This is a genomic window from Paractinoplanes atraurantiacus (assembly GCF_900215205.1).
In the GTDB taxonomy this organism is placed as follows: domain Bacteria; phylum Actinomycetota; class Actinomycetes; order Mycobacteriales; family Micromonosporaceae; genus Actinoplanes; species Actinoplanes atraurantiacus.
The window spans coordinates 1-17,548 of record NZ_OBDY01000042.1 but is presented as its reverse complement, the minus strand read 5'-3'; the positions used below and the strand labels follow the sequence as shown (position 1 = coordinate 17,548).

The 17,548-nt window shown below is 72.7% G+C and carries 18 protein-coding genes; 8 read left to right on the top strand and 10 right to left on the bottom strand.

What is annotated here, in order from left to right; translation table 11 throughout:
• The first annotated feature begins 4 nt into the window (after positions 1–4).
• The 5 genes from CRP55_RS47720 to CRP55_RS47700 all read left to right on the top strand — a co-directional run bounded on the left by CRP55_RS47720 (position 5) and on the right by CRP55_RS47700 (position 3,386).
• The gene (locus CRP55_RS47720; RefSeq protein WP_097328741.1) at positions 5–706 is read left to right on the top strand and encodes an HAD family hydrolase; all 702 of its coding nucleotides are present in this window, start codon (positions 5–7) and stop codon (positions 704–706) included.
• Between the two features lie 9 nt (positions 707–715).
• Positions 716–1,981, top strand: coding sequence for a DUF2252 domain-containing protein (locus CRP55_RS47715; RefSeq protein ID WP_245923896.1), 1,266 nt, complete (start codon positions 716–718; stop codon positions 1,979–1,981).
• A gap of 31 nt (positions 1,982–2,012) precedes the next feature.
• Positions 2,013–2,345 (top strand): helix-turn-helix domain-containing protein, encoded by a 333-nt coding sequence (locus CRP55_RS47710; protein ID WP_179855673.1) that lies wholly within the window; start codon positions 2,013–2,015, stop codon positions 2,343–2,345.
• 85 nt (positions 2,346–2,430) lie between these two features.
• Positions 2,431–3,159 (top strand): ImmA/IrrE family metallo-endopeptidase, encoded by a 729-nt coding sequence (locus CRP55_RS47705; protein ID WP_143235449.1) that lies wholly within the window; start codon positions 2,431–2,433, stop codon positions 3,157–3,159.
• A complete protein-coding gene (locus tag CRP55_RS47700; protein WP_097328737.1) occupies positions 3,156–3,386 on the top strand; it encodes a PIN domain-containing protein in 231 nt (76 codons plus the stop codon). Before CRP55_RS47705 ends, CRP55_RS47700 begins: the two co-directional genes overlap by 4 nt.
• A gap of 141 nt (positions 3,387–3,527) precedes the next feature.
• Here the strand turns inward: CRP55_RS47700 and CRP55_RS47695 are convergent, their stop codons facing one another.
• Genes CRP55_RS47695 through CRP55_RS47670 form a run of 6 tightly spaced genes read right to left on the bottom strand, consistent with a single transcriptional unit; the run spans position 3,528 to position 12,966 of the window.
• Positions 3,528–4,580 carry a winged helix DNA-binding domain-containing protein gene (locus CRP55_RS47695; RefSeq protein WP_245923895.1) on the bottom strand — a complete coding sequence of 351 codons (1,053 nt, stop codon included), beginning with the start codon at positions 4,578–4,580 and terminating at the stop codon, positions 3,528–3,530.
• A 39-nt stretch (positions 4,581–4,619) separates the two neighbouring features.
• Positions 4,620–5,975, bottom strand: coding sequence for an FAD-binding oxidoreductase (locus CRP55_RS47690; protein ID WP_218855113.1), 1,356 nt, complete (start codon positions 5,973–5,975; stop codon positions 4,620–4,622).
• A 14-nt stretch (positions 5,976–5,989) separates the two neighbouring features.
• Positions 5,990–6,760, bottom strand: coding sequence for an oxidoreductase (locus tag CRP55_RS47685; RefSeq protein ID WP_097328736.1), 771 nt, complete (start codon positions 6,758–6,760; stop codon positions 5,990–5,992).
• Positions 6,760–7,551, bottom strand: a complete 792-nt coding sequence (locus CRP55_RS47680) for an alpha/beta hydrolase (protein ID WP_097328735.1) — start codon at positions 7,549–7,551, stop codon at positions 6,760–6,762. Before CRP55_RS47680 ends, CRP55_RS47685 begins: the two co-directional genes overlap by 1 nt.
• Positions 7,548–10,253: an AfsR/SARP family transcriptional regulator gene (locus CRP55_RS47675; RefSeq protein ID WP_143235447.1), complete on the bottom strand. Its 2,706-nt coding sequence runs from the start codon at positions 10,251–10,253 to the stop codon at positions 7,548–7,550. Before CRP55_RS47675 ends, CRP55_RS47680 begins: the two co-directional genes overlap by 4 nt.
• Before the next feature lie 10 nt (positions 10,254–10,263).
• A complete protein-coding gene (locus tag CRP55_RS47670) occupies positions 10,264–12,966 on the bottom strand; it encodes an ATP-binding protein (RefSeq protein WP_097328733.1) in 2,703 nt (900 codons plus the stop codon).
• A gap of 116 nt (positions 12,967–13,082) precedes the next feature.
• On the opposite strand from CRP55_RS47670, the gene CRP55_RS47665 reads away from it, so the two are divergent.
• The gene (locus CRP55_RS47665; protein ID WP_097328732.1) at positions 13,083–14,642 is read left to right on the top strand and encodes a hypothetical protein; all 1,560 of its coding nucleotides are present in this window, start codon (positions 13,083–13,085) and stop codon (positions 14,640–14,642) included.
• Between the two features lie 5 nt (positions 14,643–14,647).
• Here the strand turns inward: CRP55_RS47665 and CRP55_RS47660 are convergent, their stop codons facing one another.
• The gene (locus tag CRP55_RS47660) at positions 14,648–15,481 is read right to left on the bottom strand and encodes an alpha/beta fold hydrolase (RefSeq protein WP_097328731.1); all 834 of its coding nucleotides are present in this window, start codon (positions 15,479–15,481) and stop codon (positions 14,648–14,650) included.
• A 68-nt stretch (positions 15,482–15,549) separates the two neighbouring features.
• Between CRP55_RS47660 and CRP55_RS47655 the strand changes: the two genes are divergently transcribed.
• Positions 15,550–15,810, top strand: a complete 261-nt coding sequence (locus CRP55_RS47655; RefSeq protein WP_097328730.1) for an SCO0607 family lipoprotein — start codon at positions 15,550–15,552, stop codon at positions 15,808–15,810.
• A 31-nt stretch (positions 15,811–15,841) separates the two neighbouring features.
• A complete protein-coding gene (locus tag CRP55_RS47650; protein ID WP_097328729.1) occupies positions 15,842–16,507 on the top strand; it encodes a helix-turn-helix domain-containing protein in 666 nt (221 codons plus the stop codon).
• On the opposite strand, the gene CRP55_RS47645 is transcribed toward CRP55_RS47650, so the two are convergent.
• The 3 genes from CRP55_RS47645 to CRP55_RS47635 form a co-directional block, all read right to left on the bottom strand.
• Positions 16,496–16,885 carry a VOC family protein gene (locus CRP55_RS47645; protein ID WP_097328728.1) on the bottom strand — a complete coding sequence of 130 codons (390 nt, stop codon included), beginning with the start codon at positions 16,883–16,885 and terminating at the stop codon, positions 16,496–16,498. The genes CRP55_RS47650 and CRP55_RS47645 overlap by 12 nt on opposite strands.
• A gap of 49 nt (positions 16,886–16,934) precedes the next feature.
• Positions 16,935–17,174: an SGNH/GDSL hydrolase family protein gene (locus tag CRP55_RS47640; protein ID WP_179855672.1), complete on the bottom strand. Its 240-nt coding sequence runs from the start codon at positions 17,172–17,174 to the stop codon at positions 16,935–16,937.
• Between the two features lie 61 nt (positions 17,175–17,235).
• Positions 17,236–17,548 (bottom strand): transposase (locus CRP55_RS47635; protein WP_143235445.1); only part of this gene is annotated, 313 nt, incomplete at its 5' end.

The window sequence follows — 17,548 nt, the reverse complement described above, 5'->3', positions numbered from 1 at the left end:
ACCCGTGATTTCAGCTGTTTTCTTCGACTGCGACGGCGTTCTCGTCGACTCCGAGCCCATCACCAACGGCGTCCTGCGCACGATGCTGATCGACCTCGGCTGGGAGATCTCCGAGCGCGACTGCGTCGACCTGTTCGTCGGCAAGGCGCTGCGCGACGAGTGGGCGATCATCCAGAAGCAGACCGGGTTCCGCATCGACGACGCCTGGCTGGCCAGCTTCCGCGGCCGCCGCGACGAGGCGCTCCGGTCGAGCCTGGTACCGATCGACGGCGTGCAGGAGACGGTCCGGGCCGTGGCCTCGTTGATGGGCGAGCGGTTCGCCTGCGTGAGCGGAGCCGACCGCGGCAAGGTCGAGATGCAGCTCAAGCTGGCCGGCCTGGACGGCTACTTCGGCGACCGGGTCTTCAGCGGCATGGAGGTGCCCCGCAGCAAGCCGGCGCCGGACGTCTACCTGGCGGCGGCCGAGGCGCTGAAGGTCGATCCGGCGGCCGCGGTCGTCATCGAGGACTCGGTGGCCGGCGTCACGGCCGGGGTGGCCGCGGGGGCGACGGTGTTCGGGTTCGCGCCGGCCAGCCCCACCCACGCCTCGCCGGACGTGCTGCGCGCGGCCGGGGCCAGCCTCGTCTTCACGCACATGTCCGAGCTGCCCGGACTGCTGACCGCCTCATCCGGCGCAGGCGAGGTGCGGGCTTCTCCCACGCCGTAACTTCGGTGCGTGGCATTCCGGTCAGTACGCGCGCCCGCGGCGCCGATGGGCGAGCGCTGGGCCGCGGGGCGGGCGGCGCGAGAAGTCGTACCCCTGCGGGAATTGGCCTTCGTCCCGGCCGGCCGGGACGCGCTCACGACAGTGCTCGACCAGAACAAGGCCCGAGTGCCCGACCTCGTGCCGCTCCGGATGCAGCGGATGTCGGCCTCGCCGTGGACCTACTACCGCGGGGCGGCGGCGGTGATGGCGGCCGACCTCGCGGCGGCGCCGCACACGGGCATCGAGGTGCAGTTGTGCGGGGACGCGCACGTGCTCAACTTCGGGCTGTGGGCGACACCGGAACGCCAGCTGTCGTTCGACCTGCGCGACTTCGACGAGACGGTGCGCGGGCCCTTCGAGTGGGACGTCAAACGCTTCCTGGCCAGCCTGATCGTGTTGTCCCCAGCGAAGGGGCCGGCCGCGGTGCGGGCGGCCCTGCGCGCGTACCGGGAGAAGATCGCGTTCTACTCGACCGCCGACGAGCTGCGGATCTGGTACGACGTGATCACCGCCGACCAGCTGCTCTCGCTGTTCGCCCCCGAAGACGCGTCGGCGCGCGTGGCGCGAAAAGCACGGCGGCGAACGAGCGCCGGCGCGGCCCGCAAACTCACCCACATGCTCGACGGGCGGCTGCGGATCGTCGAGGATCCCCCGATCCGGGTGCGCGCCGACTTTCCCGACGAGGCCTTCCAGGCCTACCACGACAGCCTGCCGTACGAGAGGCGCGGCCTGCTCGACCGCTTCACGCTGGTCGACGCGGTCCGACAAGTGGTGGGCGTGGGCAGCGTCGGCATGCGGGTCCACCTGGTGCTGCTCCAGGGCCGCAACGGCCAGGAGCCGCTGTTCCTGCAGATGAAGCAGGCCGGGCCGTCGGTCTACGAACAGTTCCTGGGCCCGAGCCCGTACGCCGGCCACGGCGAGCGGGTGATCCGAGGCAAGCGCCAGATCCAGGCCGCGAGCGACATCTTCCTGGGCTGGGCCGGCGACTACTACGTACGGCAGTTCCGCGACATGAAGGTCATCCCGAACGGCGAGCTCATCACCCCGTTCCTGGTCCCGTTCGCCGAGCGCTGCGCCCACGTCCTGGCCCGGGCCCACGCCCGAACGGGCGACGCGCTGGCGATCGCCGGCTACATCGGCAAGGGCCGCCGCTTCGACGAGGCGATGGCCCAGTACGCCGCCGCCTACGCCGAGCAGACCACGCGAGATCACGCGGAGCTGGTAGCATCTGAATAAGCAAGGAGGTCTTATTCAGATGCAGGTTGACATGCGGAACCTTGGTCAGCGCCTGCGCGAGGCACGGGAGGCGGCCGGAATCTCGCAGGACACGGCCCGCAAGGCGATCGGGGTCTCCCAGCCGACGTACTTCCGGATCGAAAACGGTGACCGGCCGCTCAAAGGCGATGAGCTGGTTCAGCTGGCCGACTGCTTCGGCACCCGCGCGGCGGCGATCACCGGGCTGGCGGAGATCAGAGAGCGGGCTCGCTTCGCCGCACGGACCGACGGTGATTTCTGCCCGATGGCCGCTATGCGTGAGCGCCTGTACGCCTATCTGGAGCTGGACTCCTACCTGACCAGCCAGGGCATCGCGGGAGCATGAGCTGACTACCAACGAGAGCCGTGCCCAGCAGCTCGCGGAAAGCTTCCGTGCCGAGCATGGGTTGGGCGACGGGCCGATCAAGGACATGTTCGAGCTGCTGCACGTCGCCAAGGGCGTCGACGTGATCAGCATGAAGGTGCCGGAGACCGAGCACGGCCTGTCGATGTGCGATCCGGATTCCGGTCGGGTCGTGATCGCCGTCGCGACGACCCCGCACCCGATGCGGCAGCGGTCGTCGATCGCGCATGAGCTCGGCCACCTGCTCGCCGGAGATCTGGACCAGGCTGAACCGCTGACGCCGGGCGAGCGCTCGCCGGCGGAGATTCGGGCCGACGCATTCGCGCGCCACCTGCTACTTCCCCTGAACGCGATCCGTCGCAGGTTCGTCGCCGACAGGACTTCCGCGAAAGTATCCCTGACGGATCTGTCCGACCTGGTCCAGGAGTTCGAGGTGTCCGCGCACATAGCGGTGACCCAGCTGCGCACGCTCAAACTCATCGACACCGATACGTGCTCCGCGTGGAGCACCCGTTCGGTGGCGAACCTGGCGACGACCTTCGGCTGGGGCAGCCAGTACAGCGCCCTCGCCGCGGACTCGTCGGTGCCGAGAGCACCGCAGGCGCTCATGGCCCGTGCCGTCGAGGGCTACCACCGTGGTGTTCTCGGCATCAACGAGTTGGCCGCGTGGTACGGGCGGGATCCATCCGAACTCGAGGCCGAGCTCGGCGCTCCGCGGCCGCTCGCCGAAATCGACGACTGGGACGATGACGCACCGCTGTTCCCTGACGGGGAGCTGGGGGACATCCCCTCGTGAGCATTCTGCTGGACGCTGGTCCCTCCCTGAATTTCCTCGCCGTCGGCCAGCAGAACATTCTGATCCGAACCGATGACCTGACCACCTGGCAGTTCGCCGAGGCGGTCACGAGGATCAGTGGCATGCCTGCCCAGGACCGGGTCCGCAGTAGGAAGAGCCTCGGCGAGATCATGGTGCTGGCTCACGCCTCGGTCTTCGTCCAGCAGGGGCAGGAAGTGTTCGTTTGATCGACGACGGCGATGGGCGCAGACGTGCGAGCCGCGAGGCGCAGTGCAGGTGTACGACCAGATGACCGCTTACGACGATGGGCTCCTGCCACGCTCGCATTGGCCGTCGAGGTTCTGACGGACCGGAACGATCACGCTGAGCTAGTTGCCGCGCAGGAAGGCCGTTAGGCGGTCGGCCTCGTCGTTGACTTCGGTTCGTTCGGTGCGGGTCAAGGGGCGTAGCGGGGTCACGGTGACCGGGCCGGTGGGCGGCGCGGTCCAGGTGGCGGCGACTCGGCCGTCGACGAGGGCTACCCGGATGCCGGCCACGGAGAGGTTGCGGTGGTCGTCGTCGATGATGCGGGTGCGGTCGTGGTAGCCGAGGATCGCGTTGTCGAAGGCCGGGAGGAAGCGGACCGGGGCGGGCGTGTCCGGGTCGGGGCGGGGCGCGTCGGCCAGGTCGAGCAGGCGGCGGCCGCGGTCGTCGCGGAACTCGACCAGCTCGTCGCGCAGGGCATTGACCGCCTCCGGCAGGCCGGCCAGACCGCACCACGCGCGGAGGTCGGCGGTCGCGGCGGGCCCGAACGCGCGCAGGTAACGCCGGATCAGGTCGGCGTCGGGCGGGCCGGGCGGTGCGTCGCCGGGGATCCAGGTGGCCAGAGGCAGGTAGCGCACGCCGGCCGTGCTGCGCCAGACGCCGCGCGGTGGCAGCTGGACCGTGGGCACCAAGGCGGCGACGACCAGATCGCCCAGCACGCGAGGGGCGACGCCGGGCCAATGCTCGGCCAACTCGCGCCCGATCTCGCCGAGCGAGCGTGGCTCGCCGTCGGCCATCAGGGCTTCCGCCCGCGCGGTGAGCGATGAGAGGTCGACGTCGGCCAGCTCGCGGCGGTACACGCCGACGGCTTTCTGCCGGAGGAGGGCATGATGGCGCGGCCGCCAGCGAAGGGCGTCATCGGCGGTGACGAGGTGCACGGTGCGGCGCATCAGATGCATCCGTACGACTTCTCGCCCCTCGAGCAGCCGCGAGAGCTCGGCCGGGTCGAAGGCGGCCACCCGCGACCAGAGTCCGACGAACGGCTCCTGCGGTTCCTGGGCCTGCAACCCGCCGAGATGGGCGACCGTGTCCAGCACCGGCATGTCGGTGCGATCGAGCAGGTGCTGCCGGGCGAGGGCGGCCCGGTTGAGGGCCCGTGCGTCGAGTGTGACTGTCACGGGCCCAGTCTTACCGGTATTGAGGCCAGCTTGTGACCGCTAGCTCGGTGGGATGTTGTGGTTGATGCGGAACAGGTTGGCGGGGTCGTAGCGGCGCTTGATGGCCTGCAAGCGGGGATAGTCGGCCGGGGACCAGGCTAGGGCGGCGGTCTCCGGGGTGGCGTCGGGGGCGAACATGAAGTTCAGGTAGCGGCGGCCCGTCGACCACGGGGCCAGGGCGTCGATCAGCTGTTGCTCGGCGGTGTGCAGGGGCTCCGCGTCGGCCGGGCCGCCCGCCGCGACCAGGAAGACGTTGTAGAGGGTGTCGTCGTCGCGGTTGCCGACGGCGTTCGGGACGGCGGGTGGGCGGGACAGCGCCCCGCCCATGTGCCGGATCTCGGCCAGGACGAACGGGCCGCTCCGGCGCAGGATCTCGTCCACGGCTTCGGCGGGGAGAGCGCGGAGCAGAGCGCCGTGCTCGTACAACGGCAGCGGATCCACCGGGTCACTGTGGACAGAGGCGATTGCTGTGTACGGCAGCTCGGCCACCGCGTCGATGACCGGCTCGCCCAGGGCGCGGAACGGCGCGATCAGGCGCGCGCCCTCCTGCGGGTCGCCCAGGTAGGTGATCCGCAGGTGGGCCACCAGGCGGTCGCGCAGTGGCTCGGGGACGAACGGCAGCGGCGGCAGGTGCAGCAGGCCGACCGACGCCGACATCTCCTCCGGCACGTCGGCCGTCCAGCGGCGGAACAGGTGCAGCACCTCGCCGGCCAGCTCGCCGGGGAAGAAGATGCCGCCGCCGTAGAAGGTGCGGATCGGGAACAGGGTGAACTCGACGGCCGTCACGACGCCGAAATTTCCCTTGCCGCCGCGCAGCGCCCAGAACAGGTCGGGCTCGGTCTCGGCCGTCACCCGGCGCAGCTCGCCGTCGGCGGTCACGACCTCCAGGGCGGTGACGTGGTCGGCCGCGTAGCCGTGCTTACGGCCGAAAGGACCCAGACCACCCCCGATGGTGTACGACACCACGGTCACCGTGGGCGACGACCCGTTCAGGGCGGCCAGGCCGAGCTTGCCCGCCTGCTCGATCAGCTCGGCCCAGACCACGCCGGCCTCGACCCGGGCCGTGCGGGCCGGCTCGTCGATGGTCAGGCCGGTCAGGCGGCGGGTGGTGACGAGCACCGCGCCGGCCGACGGGACGGAGCTGCCGTGGCCGGCGCCCAGGACGGCCACCGGCAGGCCGTGGGCCGCCGCGTAGCGGACCGCGGCCTGGACGTCGGCCGGGTTCATGGCGCCGACCACGACGGACGGCGTGTGCACGACCGTCAGGTTGTAGGTGTGCAGCTCGTTCGCGTAGCCGTCGTCCTCGGCGGTGAGGACCGGGCCGGTCACGCTCGCGCGCAGATCAGCGATGGTCACAGAGGGGGTCCTTGTCACAGGGAGGCGGTCAGGCCGCCGTCGATGAGGATGTCGGCGCCGGTCACGTTGCCGGCCCGGCCGCCGGCCAGCAGCAGCACCAGGTCGGCCACCTCCTCGGGGCGGGTGAAACGGCCGGTCGCGGTGCCGCTCACGGCACCCTTGGCCACGTCCTCGGGGGCCAGGTCGGCGGCGCCGCCGACCGTCTCGGCGACGCCGCCGGCGCCCAGCCACAGGTCGGTGGCGACCGGGCCGGGGCTGATCGTGTTGACGCGGACGCCCTTGGGGCCGACCTCCTTGGACAGGGCCTTGGAGAAGTTGGCCAGGGCCGCCTTGGCCGCGCTGTAGTCGATGACCAGCGGGTCGGGCAGCGACGCGTTGACCGAGCCGACCGTGACGATCGTGCCCTGGCGGTCGAGCAGGTACGGCAGGGCCGCGCGTGTCGTCCGTACGGCCGAAAGGAAGTTGATCGTCAGGGCTTGCTGCCAGTCGTCGTCGGTCACCGAAAGGAAGCCGCCGGTGCGGGGACGGACGCCGCCCACGTTGTTGACCAGGATGTCGAGGTGGCCGCCGAGCGCGGCGACGGCCGACTCGACCAGCGCGGCCGGACCGTCCGGGGTGCTCAGGTCGGCGGTGATGCCGTGGACGGAGGCCAGATCGGGGGTGATGTGCCGCGCGCCGGCCGCCACCGTCGCGCCTTCGGCGGCCAGGGCCCGTACGATCGCCAGCCCGATGCCCTTGCTCGCCCCGGTGACCAGGGCGGTCTTGCCCTTCAGCGCGAGGTCCATCAGAGGCCCTGCTTCTTCAGCCAGGTCAGGGCGGTCTCGGCGACCTCGCCCCAGCCGGAGTCGATGGTCAGCGAGTGCGCCTTGGCCGGGAAGTCGACGATGTCGGTGACCGCGTGCGAGTGGCGGTACTGCTTGAGGGTCGCCCGCACCACGTTCTCGGGGACGGTGTGGTCCTTGCCGCCGGCCATCAGCAGCAGCGGGCCGCGCGACTCGTTGGCGGTGTCCACCTTGGCCGGCGAGTGCGGGTTGAAGTTGGCCGTGGCCGCCTCGAAGAGCGGCTTGCCGGGCGCGGGGATGGACCACCGGTCGTACAGCTGCCGGCTCTCTTCTTCGGTGATGGCGTTGCCGAAGGCGTAGCGGAACTGCTCGGCCGTCAGCGACACCGCCTTGCTGCTGTTGGCCGGGTTGCCGAGCACGGGGAAGCTGGAGCGCAGCGCGGACAGCGGCACCGGCAGCACGCCCTTGATCTGGGCGGCGTCGATGGCGACGGCGGCCGCGCCGAGGTCGAGGCCGAGCAGCTTCTGCGCGATCATGCCGCCGAAGGAGTGGCCGATCAGGATCGGCTTCTCGGGCAGGGCGCCGATGATCTCGCTGTAGTGGGCGACGACGTCGTCGATGCCGTGACCGGCCAGGGCGTCCGGGTTGGCCCGGGTTTCCTCGACGGTCGGCGCGTCGCCCGGCCAGCCCGGCGCGACCGGCTGGTAGCCGCGCTCGGTGAACAGGTCGATCCAGGGCTGCCACGAGGAGGAGTGCAGCCACAGGCCATGGATGAAGACAACAGGAAGAGTCATGCCCCGGGACGGTAGACAGCGCTAGTGGGCAAAGTGTGGGCATCGATCTTTGTGCGTACGGCGGACGCCTCCGGCCGCCCCAGGTCGTCGAGAATGGCCACGGCCGACCGCCACGCGGCTACGGCCCGGTCGTGCTCCCCGGTGGCGGCGTGGGCGTCGCCGAGGTTGACCAGCACCTCGGCCTCGGAGCGCCGGTCGCCGATGCGTACGCACAGCTCGGCCGACTGCCGGAAGCACTCCACCGCCCGCTCGTGCTCGCCGAGGCCGGTGTGTGCGAGGCCGAGAGTGTCCAGCGTGGCCGCCTCGCCGTGCCGGTCGCCCAGCTCGCGGAAGACCACCAGGGCCTGCTCGCAGCGCTGCCGGGCCTCGTCGTGCTGGCCGAGCTTGGCGTGCAGGAAGGCGGCCTCGTTGAGGCACTTGGCCAGGCCGGGCCGATGGCCCGCGGCACGGTAGAGGTCCTCCGCGCGCAGGTAGTGCTCGAGCGTGCGGTCGTACTGGCCCGGTTTGACGTACGTGTAACCGATGCCCCTCTCGACGTGGGCCTGGGGGACGGTCTCGCCGAGCTCGGCGTAGCGGTCCAGGGCGTACGTGAGATGCGCGCGCGCCTCACCGGCCCGGTCGGCCCGGGCCAGCGCGTGGCCCAGATCGCGGTAGGTGTCGGCCAGCAGCAGCGGGTCGCCCAGCCGCTTGGCCGCGGCCAGCGCGGTCCGGCGGGTGGTGACCTGGTCGTGGCGCAGGTCCTGGCGGCGCTGGAACGTGTCCAGCGTCCAGGCCAGCTGCCAGGCGGCGCGGCTCGACCCGGCCTCGGCCAGCCGGTCCACGAAGGAGCGCAGCACCCGGTATTCGGCGGTGAGCCAGCCGAGGGCCTGCTCCTCGCCGGTCAGCCGCTCGGGCCGGCTGCCCGGCGCGGGCGCCTCCAGCGCGATCGGGTCGCGGCCGGGGGCCAGCAACATCGCGGCCCGGTACGCGGTGTGCAGATAGTGGCTCAGGAGCCTGGCCCGGGCGGCCTCGTCCGCGCCGGCCAGGTCGGCGGCGTAGGCGCGCAGCAGGTCGTGGGCGCCGTACCGGCCGGGGGAGACCTCGGCGAGCAGGCCGGCCCGGACCAGTTCGGCCAGCAGCGGGCGCACCGCGGCCGGCCCGAGACCGGCCAGGCTCGCCGCGGCGGCCACCGAGATGTCGGAACCGTGATGCAGGCCGAACAACCGGAACAGCCGGGCCGGCCCGTCGGCCAGCACGCGGTACGACCAGGAGAAGACCGTGCGCACGTCGCTGTCCGGGTCGCCGGTGGTCAGCGGGGCCAGGCGGTCGGCCGCGTCCAGGTCGGCGGCGAGCTGGGCCATGGTCAGTCCCGGCTGGACGGCCGCGCGGGCGGCCACGATGGCCAGGGCCAGCGGCAGGCCGCCGCACCGGCCGATGATCTTGTCGACCGCGGCCGGGTCGGTGGCGATCCGGTCCGGGCCGAGCCGCTCGGCCAGCAGCAGCCGGGCCTCGTCGGTCGAGAAGGTGGCCAGGGCGATCGGCCGGGCCCCGTCCGAGACGACCAGGCCGGCCAGGTGGTCGCGGCTGGTCACCAGCACCAGGCAGCCGGGCGTGCCCGGCAGCAGCGGGCGCACCTGCGCGGTGTCGCGGGCGTTGTCGAGCAGCAGCACCATCCGCCGGCCGGCCAGCCGGCTGCGGAACAGCGCGGCCCGGGAGTCCACATCGGCCGGGACCTGATGCGACGGAACGCCCAGGGACGCCAGCAGGCGGACGAGAGCGGCGGCGGGGTCCATCGCGGCGCCGGGGCCGAACCCGCGCAGGTTCAGGTAGAGCTGGCCGTCGGGGCAGCGATCGGTGAACCGGTGGGCCAGATGGACGGCGAAGGTGGTCTTGCCGACCCCGGCCATGCCGCTGATCGCGCCGATTCTCTCCCGGTCGGGGAGGGTGAGCCCGGCTGCCATTTCCGCCTCGCGGCCGGTGAACGCGGGCAGGGTGTGCGGGAGCTGGGCGGTGATCGCGGGTTTGATCAACTTCTGGGCCGCCGCGGTCAACTCCGGGCCGGGCTCCACGCCCAGGTCGGCGGCGAGCCGGGCCCGGACCTCCTCGTATCGGCGCTGAGCATCGGCCGGCCGGCCGGCTCCGGCCAGCATGAGCAGGAGGCGGGCCTGCAACAACTCGTTCAGCGGTGCCCGATCGGCCGCCAGCTCGACCGCGCGCACCAACGCGGCCGGCGCGCCGGTCACCAGGGCGGCCTCGGCCGCGGCGGCCTCGTACTCCCGGTCCAGCGCGCTGAACAAGGCCTGGCCGCGCACCTCGGCCGCAAGCCCCGCGGCCGCGGGGCCCTGCCACAACTCCAGGGCCTCGGCGAACGCCTTCTGGTCGAGCAGCGCGCGGAAGCGCAGCAGGTCGACCTCGTCCGGGCCGGCCTCGAGCCGATATCCGCCGCCCGCACGCACCAGCCAGCGGCCCACCCCGCGTACGGTCAGCCCCGGCTCCAGGGCCCGGCGCAGCAGCCCGACGCTGCGGTGCACCGCGTTGACCGCGGTCGCCGGCGGGTCGTCCCACCACAGGGTGTCGACGATCTCGGCGAGGCTGACCGGTTGCCCGGCCCGGGCCAGCAGCACGGCCAGCACCGACCGCTGTTGCGGTGCGCCGAGGTCGATCTCGGCGCCGTCCCGCCAGGCCCGCACCGGGCCGAGCACCGTGAACCACATCGTCCCCATGAACGGGACGCTAGGCCCCGCCGGCACCGCTCGCGAGCGTCACATGACGGTTGCGCACGTGTGCGCCCAGCTGCGCCCGGGAGGTGATCTCCAACTTCGGGAAGATCCGGTGCAAATGCGAGCTGACCGTACGATGTGACAGGTACAGCCGTTCGCCGATCTCCCGGTTCGTCATGCCGTCCGCGGCCATCTGGGCGATCTGGAGCTCCTGGGCGGTGAGCCGCTCGTGCGGCTCGACCGTGCGGCGCCGGCTCGTCTCGCCCGAGGCGCGCAGCTCCTGCCGGGCCTGCTCGCCCCACGGGGTGACGCCGAGGCTGTCGAAGGTGTCGCGGGCGGCCCGCAACGGGCCGCGGGAGTCGGCGATCCGGCGCTGGCGGCGCAGCCATCGCCCGTACGCCAATTGGACCCTGGCCCGGGCGAACGGTGCTGTGTCGAGAGCCGCCCGGAACAGCTCCTCGGCCCGGTCGTCGCCGGCGAGAACGGCCCGGGCGTGCCGGAGGCCGCCGTGCAGCGCCGGCGACGGGGTCTGCCGGCCGAACTCCTCGATCTCGGCGACGATCCCCGCCGCCTCCTCAGCGTGTCCACTGTGCACTGCGGCGTCGGCCAGGTCGGCCAGGGAGAAGCATCGCAGCGCCGGATGGAAGGCGGGATCGGACGGGTCGTGCATGCGCTGGAGATGCTCGTACGCCTCGGCGTAGCGCCCCGCGCCGAGCGCGGCCAGCCCTCGGGCGAGCCGGGCCGTGGCCAGCACCGGCCGGACCCCGCCGGAGAGGGCGCCCTGCTCGGCCACGGTGGCGAAGCTCCGCGCGGCCTCCTCGTCGCCGCGCAGCGCGGCCAGCACCGCCGCGGTCGACCGGCCGATGCCGACGAACAGGGGCTGGGACGTCTCGGCGGCCAGCGCGGCGCACTCCTCGGCGGCCGGGATGCCCGCGTCCAGGTCGGCCAGGTGGGCGGCGCTCCAGGCCAGCGCGCCCAGGGCCCGGGCCAGCAGGCCGAGCCGGCCCTGCGACCGCAGCGCCGGCAGGGCGGCCGCCGAGCAGGACTGGGCCAGGCCGAAGGCGCCGACCAGGATCGCCGCCGAGCCGACCAGCCGCACCGCCTCCGGATCACCGCCGGAGCGCTCGGCGCTGCGCCGCAGGCTGGCGATGACCGTGGCGCCCCGCTCGATGGGCGCCGCGAAGGCCAGGATCGCCAGCAGGTCGGGATCGCCGGCGGCGACCGGGAGCGCCTCGGCCACGTCGACGATGCGGTGCCGGGCCGAAGGGTCGGCCTCCGTCCAGAACGAGCGCAGGGCGGCCCCGTTGAGCAGCCGCAACGCGACATCGCCATGACCGTCCGCGGCCACCCGCTCGGCCGCGGCCGCGATCGCCTCCGGCCGCCGGTGCTCCTCGCGCAGGCCGCCGCCGAAACTCGCCTCGATCCACAGCAGCTGGCCGCGCTGGCGCGCCGACAGCTCGGCCGTCCGGGCCTGCTCGACCAGGCTGGTCACCACGTCGTGGCGGCCGAGCTCGACCGCCGCCTCGGCCGCGCGCAGCAGCCGCTCGGCCCGGCGGGCCGGATCGGCGGTGAGCTGGGCGGCCCGTTGCAGGGCCGACAGCGCGGCCGTCGCCGCGCCGCGCCGGCGCGACAGCGCGGCCGTCTCCTCCAGGCCCGCGGCCACGCTCTCGTCCGGCTCGGTCAGCGCCGCCGCCCGGTGCCAGATGGCCCGGCCGGGCTGGTCGGCCAGCACCCGGGCCAGGGCGGCGTGCGCGGCGTGCCGCTCGGCCAGACCGGCCCGCTGGTGGATGGCCGAGCGCATCAGCGGGTGCCGGAAGCGGATCCGCGTCTCGTCCGCCTCCAGCAGGAACGCCTCCACGGCCGGAGCGAGATCGGCCGCCTCGCCCGAAGCGGCGGCGAGCGTCTCGGACAGGGCGTCGCCGTCGTTGAGCGCGGCCACCAGCAGCAGGCGCCGCGTGGCGGCCGGCAGCCGGGCCACCCGGGCCGCGAACGCCTCCTCCAAACGGTCGCTGAGCGGGCGCAACGTCCCGGTCGCGGGCGCGGCGGCCAGCTCGACCAGGGCCAGCGGATTGCCGGCGGCCTCCTCGAGCACCTGGCGCCGGGCACCCGGCGCCAGCCCGCCGGCCCGGGCGTCGAGCAGCGCCGCGGCCGCCTGGTCGCCGAGCCGTTCCAGGCGCAGCACCGGCAGCCCGGCCCCGAAGGCGGAGGGGAAACCGTCGCGCACCGCGGCCAGCAGCAGGATCGGGTCGGCGTCGAGGCGCCGGGCCACGAAGCCGAGGACCTCGGCGCTGGCCTCGTCGAGCCAGTGGGCGTCCTCCACGAGCAGCAGGGCTTTCCGGTCGGTGTCGCCCAGAATGTTCAGCGCGGCGAGGGCCACCAGAAACAGATCCGGGGTCGCCCCGGCGGTCATCCCGAACGCGGCCAGCATGGCGTCGCGCTGCGGGGCGGGCAGCGACTCGGCGCGGCCCAGGACGGGCCGCAGCAGGTGGTGCAGGCCGGCGAACGGCAGCCGTGACTCGGCCTCGACGCCGGTGACCGACAGGACGAGCAGGCCCTCGGCGACGGCGGCCCGGCGGGCCGCGGCCAGCAGCGCCGACTTGCCGATGCCGGCCTCGCCGCGGACCACGAGCGCGCTGCCCCGGCCGGGGTCATCCCGGACCAGGCCGTCCAGAAGCCGAAGCTCGGCCTCACGGCCGTACAGCGCCTGCTCGCTCATGCTCTCCGTCCCCCGTTCTGCTGATCGTGAGCTTAGGCGTTGTCGGGTCAAGGACGGAGCCGGTGGGCGGCCCGGCGACCGTCCTACGCTCGGCGGAGACGACCCCGGGAGGAGACATGCCGGACACGACTGAGGTGCTGCTCGAGCCCGTCGCGGAGCCCGCGCTGACCACCGATCAACTGGTATCGGCCGCGCTGGCCGACTCGGAGGTGTCAGCCCTTCTGGGCGTGGCCAAACCGGAGATGGTGATCGGCAGTCCGCCGCAGTGGGACAGCCGCGAGGGCGAGCAGAAGGGCGCCTACCGGGCGCTGCTCTATGCGACCCAGTCCGGGCAGGCGGTCGAGGTGTTCGGCGACACCGGCCGTCCCGGTGAGTTCCGGGCCCGGCCGAGCGCTCACGTGCCGCTTCCCTCGGCCGTGGAGCTGCGTGAGGCGGCGGCGATCCTGCGGGCCGACCCCGGCTTCTCCGAGGGCCTCATCTACCAGCCGATGCCGCCACTGGCCAACGTCGAGCGTGAGGACGGCACCGTCCAGCGCCGGATCACTCTGGGCATCTACCGGGCCACCGGCAGCCCCAAGCATCGGATCGTGGCGATCGACCCGGCCGACCGCAAGGTCGACTGGTCGCCCGAGGGTGTGGACCGGCACAGCAACCACGACTGCGAGTCGACGCTGCCGATCCCTGTGGAGAGCGAGCCCAGCGCCGGCGGCCCGAGCCGGGTGAACGTGCGGGTGGTCCGCAACGGCACCGAGCTGTGGAGCTTCATGGTCGTCCGGCCGCGGGACTCCGAGCCCACGACGTACGGCAAAGGCTCCGGGGTCGAGCTGCGGATGGTCAGATACCGCGGCCGGCTGGTGCTCTACCGGGCCCACGTGCCGGTCCTGAACGTCCTGTACGACGACGGCGTCACCTATCGCGACTGGCAGAACGAGGAGACCCCGTTCCAGGCCGTCGGGAGCGACCCGGTCGGCAACGGCTGGCGGGTGTGCAGCCAGCAGCCGGCCACGATCCTCGAGTCGGGCACCGACGCCGGCAACTTCCAGGGCGTGGCGTTGCGCTACGCCGACGGGGAACTGCGGATCGTCAGCGAGGTCCAGGCGGGCTGGTACCGCTACGTCTCCGAGTGGCAGCTGCGCGACGACGGCGTCATCAAGCCCCGGTTCGGCTTCGCCGGCACCCGCAACCCGCGCACGTGCATGCGGCACCAGCACCACGTCTACTGGCGGCTCGACTTCGACATCGAGGGCGCGGGCCGGGACGTCGTCGAGCGCCGGGTCCCGCTCGTGCCCAACCAGCCGCCGTGGGTCCGCCGCCTGCGCGAGGGCGCCGTCAAACGCGGCACCCCGGCCCGGCCGTGGCGGGTGCGGGACAGGGACACCAACCGCGGCTACACGATCGTGCCCGGGCTGACCGACGGCACGGCCGACTCGTACGGCGTGGCCGACATGTGGTTCCTGCGCTACCACGGCGACGAGATCGACGACGGTTACGGCGGCGTCGGCGGCTCCCCGTCCGACACCCAAACCAAGATCAGCAAGTACGTCAACGGCGAGAGCATCGACGGCACCGACGTCGTGATCTGGTACGCCGGCCACTTCATGCACGACCAGCAGCACCCCGACCCGCACATCGGCCACATCGTCGGCCCCGAGCTCCGCCCGCTCAACTGGACCTGATCTTCCTACAGGCGGATGAGGTCGGCGACCTCCTCGGGCAGCCCCGGCGAGGTCAGCACATGGCCCATCCCGGGCACGACGTGCAATGTCGCGCCCGGGATGGCGGCGGCCACGGACCGGCCGTGGCCGAGCGGATAGATCGGGTCCTGGTCGCCGTGCACGACCGAGGTGGGCGCGGTGATCGACGACAGCGGGGCGAGCAGGCTCGGATCGTCCCGCCACACGGCCCGGTGGTGGTTGGCGGCGGCCTTCGGGTCGACCGCCCGCGACAGCGCCAGCTCCAGCATGGCCCGCGCGGCCGCCTCGTCGAACGGCCGGACCGGCCCGTTGAAGACCCGGAACAAAGCAACATCGGACTCCACACCCGGGGGCAGCCCGAGGGCCTGGTGCGCGAGGAATTCGGCGGTCGGCGGCGGCAGATCATCAGTCGGTTTCCGAGGATCGTGGTTCATCGGCGAGCTCGACATGATCGTCAGGGACCGGACCCGGTCGGGCGCGTGCACGCCGAGCCACTGCGCGATCATGCCGCCCAGGGAGGCCCCGGCCACGTGCGCCGTGCGGAGCCCGAGGCCGTCCAGCACGGCCAGGCAGTCGCGGGCCATGTCGCTGATCGTGTACGGGTGGGCGTCGAAGTCGATCACGCTGGACCGCCCGGTGTCCCGATGATCGAACCGGATGACCTGGACCCCGCGCTCGACGAGCCGGCCGACCAGCTCGTCGGGGCAGCTGATGCCCTGAGCGGCCGACCCCATGACCATGAGAACGGCCGGAAGACCGGGATCCCCGGTCCGCTCGGTCCAGATCCGCAACGGCCCGGAGGCGATGAACTGCTCGACCATGCCGGCACCCTAGCGGTTGAGTACCCGTACCCATGCACGATTTTCCATGGGCGACAAGACTTCACGGCATGAGACGGTTCCTGGTGGTGGCTCTTCTGCTGTCCGGCGTGGCGGGATGCTCGTTCGAGGAGGCGATCTGCAGCTCGGGGGAGTACCCGGTGGCCGCCGTGGACAGCCTCACCGGCCGGGCCTGCGTGCCCGACGGTGATCCGGTGCCCGAGGGGTATGTGCGGTTCCCGCAGGGCAAGGAGCCCCGGCACGTGGGTGACGAGTGGGACAAATACTGGGAGTCGCACAAGCTCGACCAGCGGGGGAACGAGATCGAATAACTTTGTCGTACCCCCGTGGGAGGGTCGGGTCATGTACGAGGAATGGAGATCCGAGCTGCCGTACGTCGTCGCCTGGCGCAGTGTGACGGAGGCGCGCGACGGGCCCACGCGGATCCTGCCCGACGGGTGTCTCGACCTGATCTGGCGGGAGGGGACCGTGTTCGTCGCCGGGCCGGACACGACCGCGCAGGTGGGGGAGCCTGTGGTGGGGCGGCGGCATGTCGCGTTGCGGTTCGGGGCGGGCACCGGAGCGATGGTTCTGGGGCTGCCGGCGTGTGAGGTCGTCGATCGGCAGGTGCCCCTCGAAGCGCTGTGGCCGGAGGCCGAGGTGCGGGCGATCGCCGAGGCCGGCGATCCGCTGGCCGCGCTGACGGCGGCCGCCCGGCGGCGGTGGCAGGGTGCCGACCGGGTGATGGTGGCGGTGGCCGGGGCGGCGCGGGCGGGTCTGCCGGTGGGGGTGGTGGCCGAGCGGTGCGGGCTCAGCGCGCGCCAGCTCCAGCGGCGGAGCAACAACGCTTTCGGGTACGGGCCGAAGACGCTGCACCGGGTCTTCCGGCTCCAGCGGGCGGTGGCGCTGGCCCGGGGTGGGTCGCCGTTCGCGGTGGTGGCGGCCGACGCGGGGTACGCCGACCAGGCCCATCTGGCGCGTGAGGTGCGGGCGATGGCCGGCGTGCCGCTCGGGGAGCTACTGCGATGACTCGGCGAAAAGGTCCACCACGTTGCCGTCGGGGTCGGCCACCTGGGCATAACGCTGGCCCCAGGGCGCGTCCCAGGGCGCCTTGACCGATTTGTAGCCGGCGGTGACGAGGTCGGCGTGGACGCTGTCCACCTCGGCCGGGCCGGCGCAGAGGAAGGCCCAGCCGCCGGAGGGCTCGCCGGGGCGGTAGTCCGGGTCGAAGGACTGCAGGGCGGCGTGGGTGTCCCACATGAGGCGGATGCCGCCGGCGACGATCGCCTCGGTGTGCGGTTCGTTCTCGGCGCCGGGCGGGAACTCGAGGCCCAGGCGGCGGTAGAAGGCCAGGGAGGTTGCCATGTCGGCCACGGCCAGGCCGATCGCGTTGAAAGTGGGTGCCATGCGACGACCGTACGGCGGAAGGGAATTGAGGTCTTGAAGAAAACGGACGTCACCTGAGGTGGACGGCGAGCGGGATGTTCTGCTCGCGCGGGGCGGTGGCGATGAGGCCGGCGATCTGCCTCGCGCCGGCGGCTTCGAAGTGCGTGTGGTCGTTGCCGAAGAAGGCGCCGACCGCGCCCGTCGCGTAGTCGCCGTTGTTGGGGCACAGTCTCAGCGTGTTGTAGAGGGCGACGCTCCGCGCGTGCAAGTCGATCACCGGCACGCCGTTGGCGGCGGCCGCGGCCATCACGCCGAGCAGCTTCTTGAAGCGCGCCGAGCCGACGTGCCGGGGGGTGTCCCTATGGGTTCTGTCAAGCGGCGAGGGCGAGTTTTTCTGCCGGTTTGGGCTGGTAGGGGGTCTGGGTGCGGAGCATCGCGTGCAGGACGTCGACGCGGCGGCGGGCAAGGCATATCAGGGCGGCGTTGTGCTTCTTGCCTTCAGCGCGTTTGCGGTCGTAGTAGGCCCGACTGAGCGGGTCGGACAGGGCCGCGAAGGCGGACAGGAAGAACGCGCGTTTGAGCTGTTTGTTGCCGCCCTTGGGCGGGTGTTCCCCGCGGATGCTGGTGCCTGAGCGGCGGGTGACCGGGGCCAGGCCGGCGTAGGCCGCCAGGTGCCCGGAGGTG

What these genes read in the sequence shown, in the direction of transcription:
- CRP55_RS47710 (WP_179855673.1), top strand. Translation starts at nt 2,013, where the DNA reads ATGCGGAACCTTGGTCAGCGCCTGCGCGAGGCACGGGAGGCGGCCGGA.
- CRP55_RS47705 (WP_143235449.1), top strand. Translation starts at nt 2,431, where the DNA reads ATGTTCGAGCTGCTGCACGTCGCCAAGGGCGTCGACGTGATCAGCATG.
- CRP55_RS47685 (WP_097328736.1), bottom strand. Translation starts at nt 6,760, where the DNA reads ATGGACCTCGCGCTGAAGGGCAAGACCGCCCTGGTCACCGGGGCGAGC.
- CRP55_RS47680 (WP_097328735.1), bottom strand. Translation starts at nt 7,551, where the DNA reads ATGACTCTTCCTGTTGTCTTCATCCATGGCCTGTGGCTGCACTCCTCC.
- CRP55_RS47675 (WP_143235447.1), bottom strand. Translation starts at nt 10,253, where the DNA reads ATGGGGACGATGTGGTTCACGGTGCTCGGCCCGGTGCGGGCCTGGCGG.
- CRP55_RS47670 (WP_097328733.1), bottom strand. Translation starts at nt 12,966, where the DNA reads ATGAGCGAGCAGGCGCTGTACGGCCGTGAGGCCGAGCTTCGGCTTCTG.
- CRP55_RS47665 (WP_097328732.1), top strand. Translation starts at nt 13,083, where the DNA reads ATGCCGGACACGACTGAGGTGCTGCTCGAGCCCGTCGCGGAGCCCGCG.
- CRP55_RS47660 (WP_097328731.1), bottom strand. Translation starts at nt 15,481, where the DNA reads ATGGTCGAGCAGTTCATCGCCTCCGGGCCGTTGCGGATCTGGACCGAG.
- CRP55_RS47655 (WP_097328730.1), top strand. Translation starts at nt 15,550, where the DNA reads ATGAGACGGTTCCTGGTGGTGGCTCTTCTGCTGTCCGGCGTGGCGGGA.
- CRP55_RS47650 (WP_097328729.1), top strand. Translation starts at nt 15,842, where the DNA reads ATGTACGAGGAATGGAGATCCGAGCTGCCGTACGTCGTCGCCTGGCGC.
- CRP55_RS47645 (WP_097328728.1), bottom strand. Translation starts at nt 16,885, where the DNA reads ATGGCACCCACTTTCAACGCGATCGGCCTGGCCGTGGCCGACATGGCA.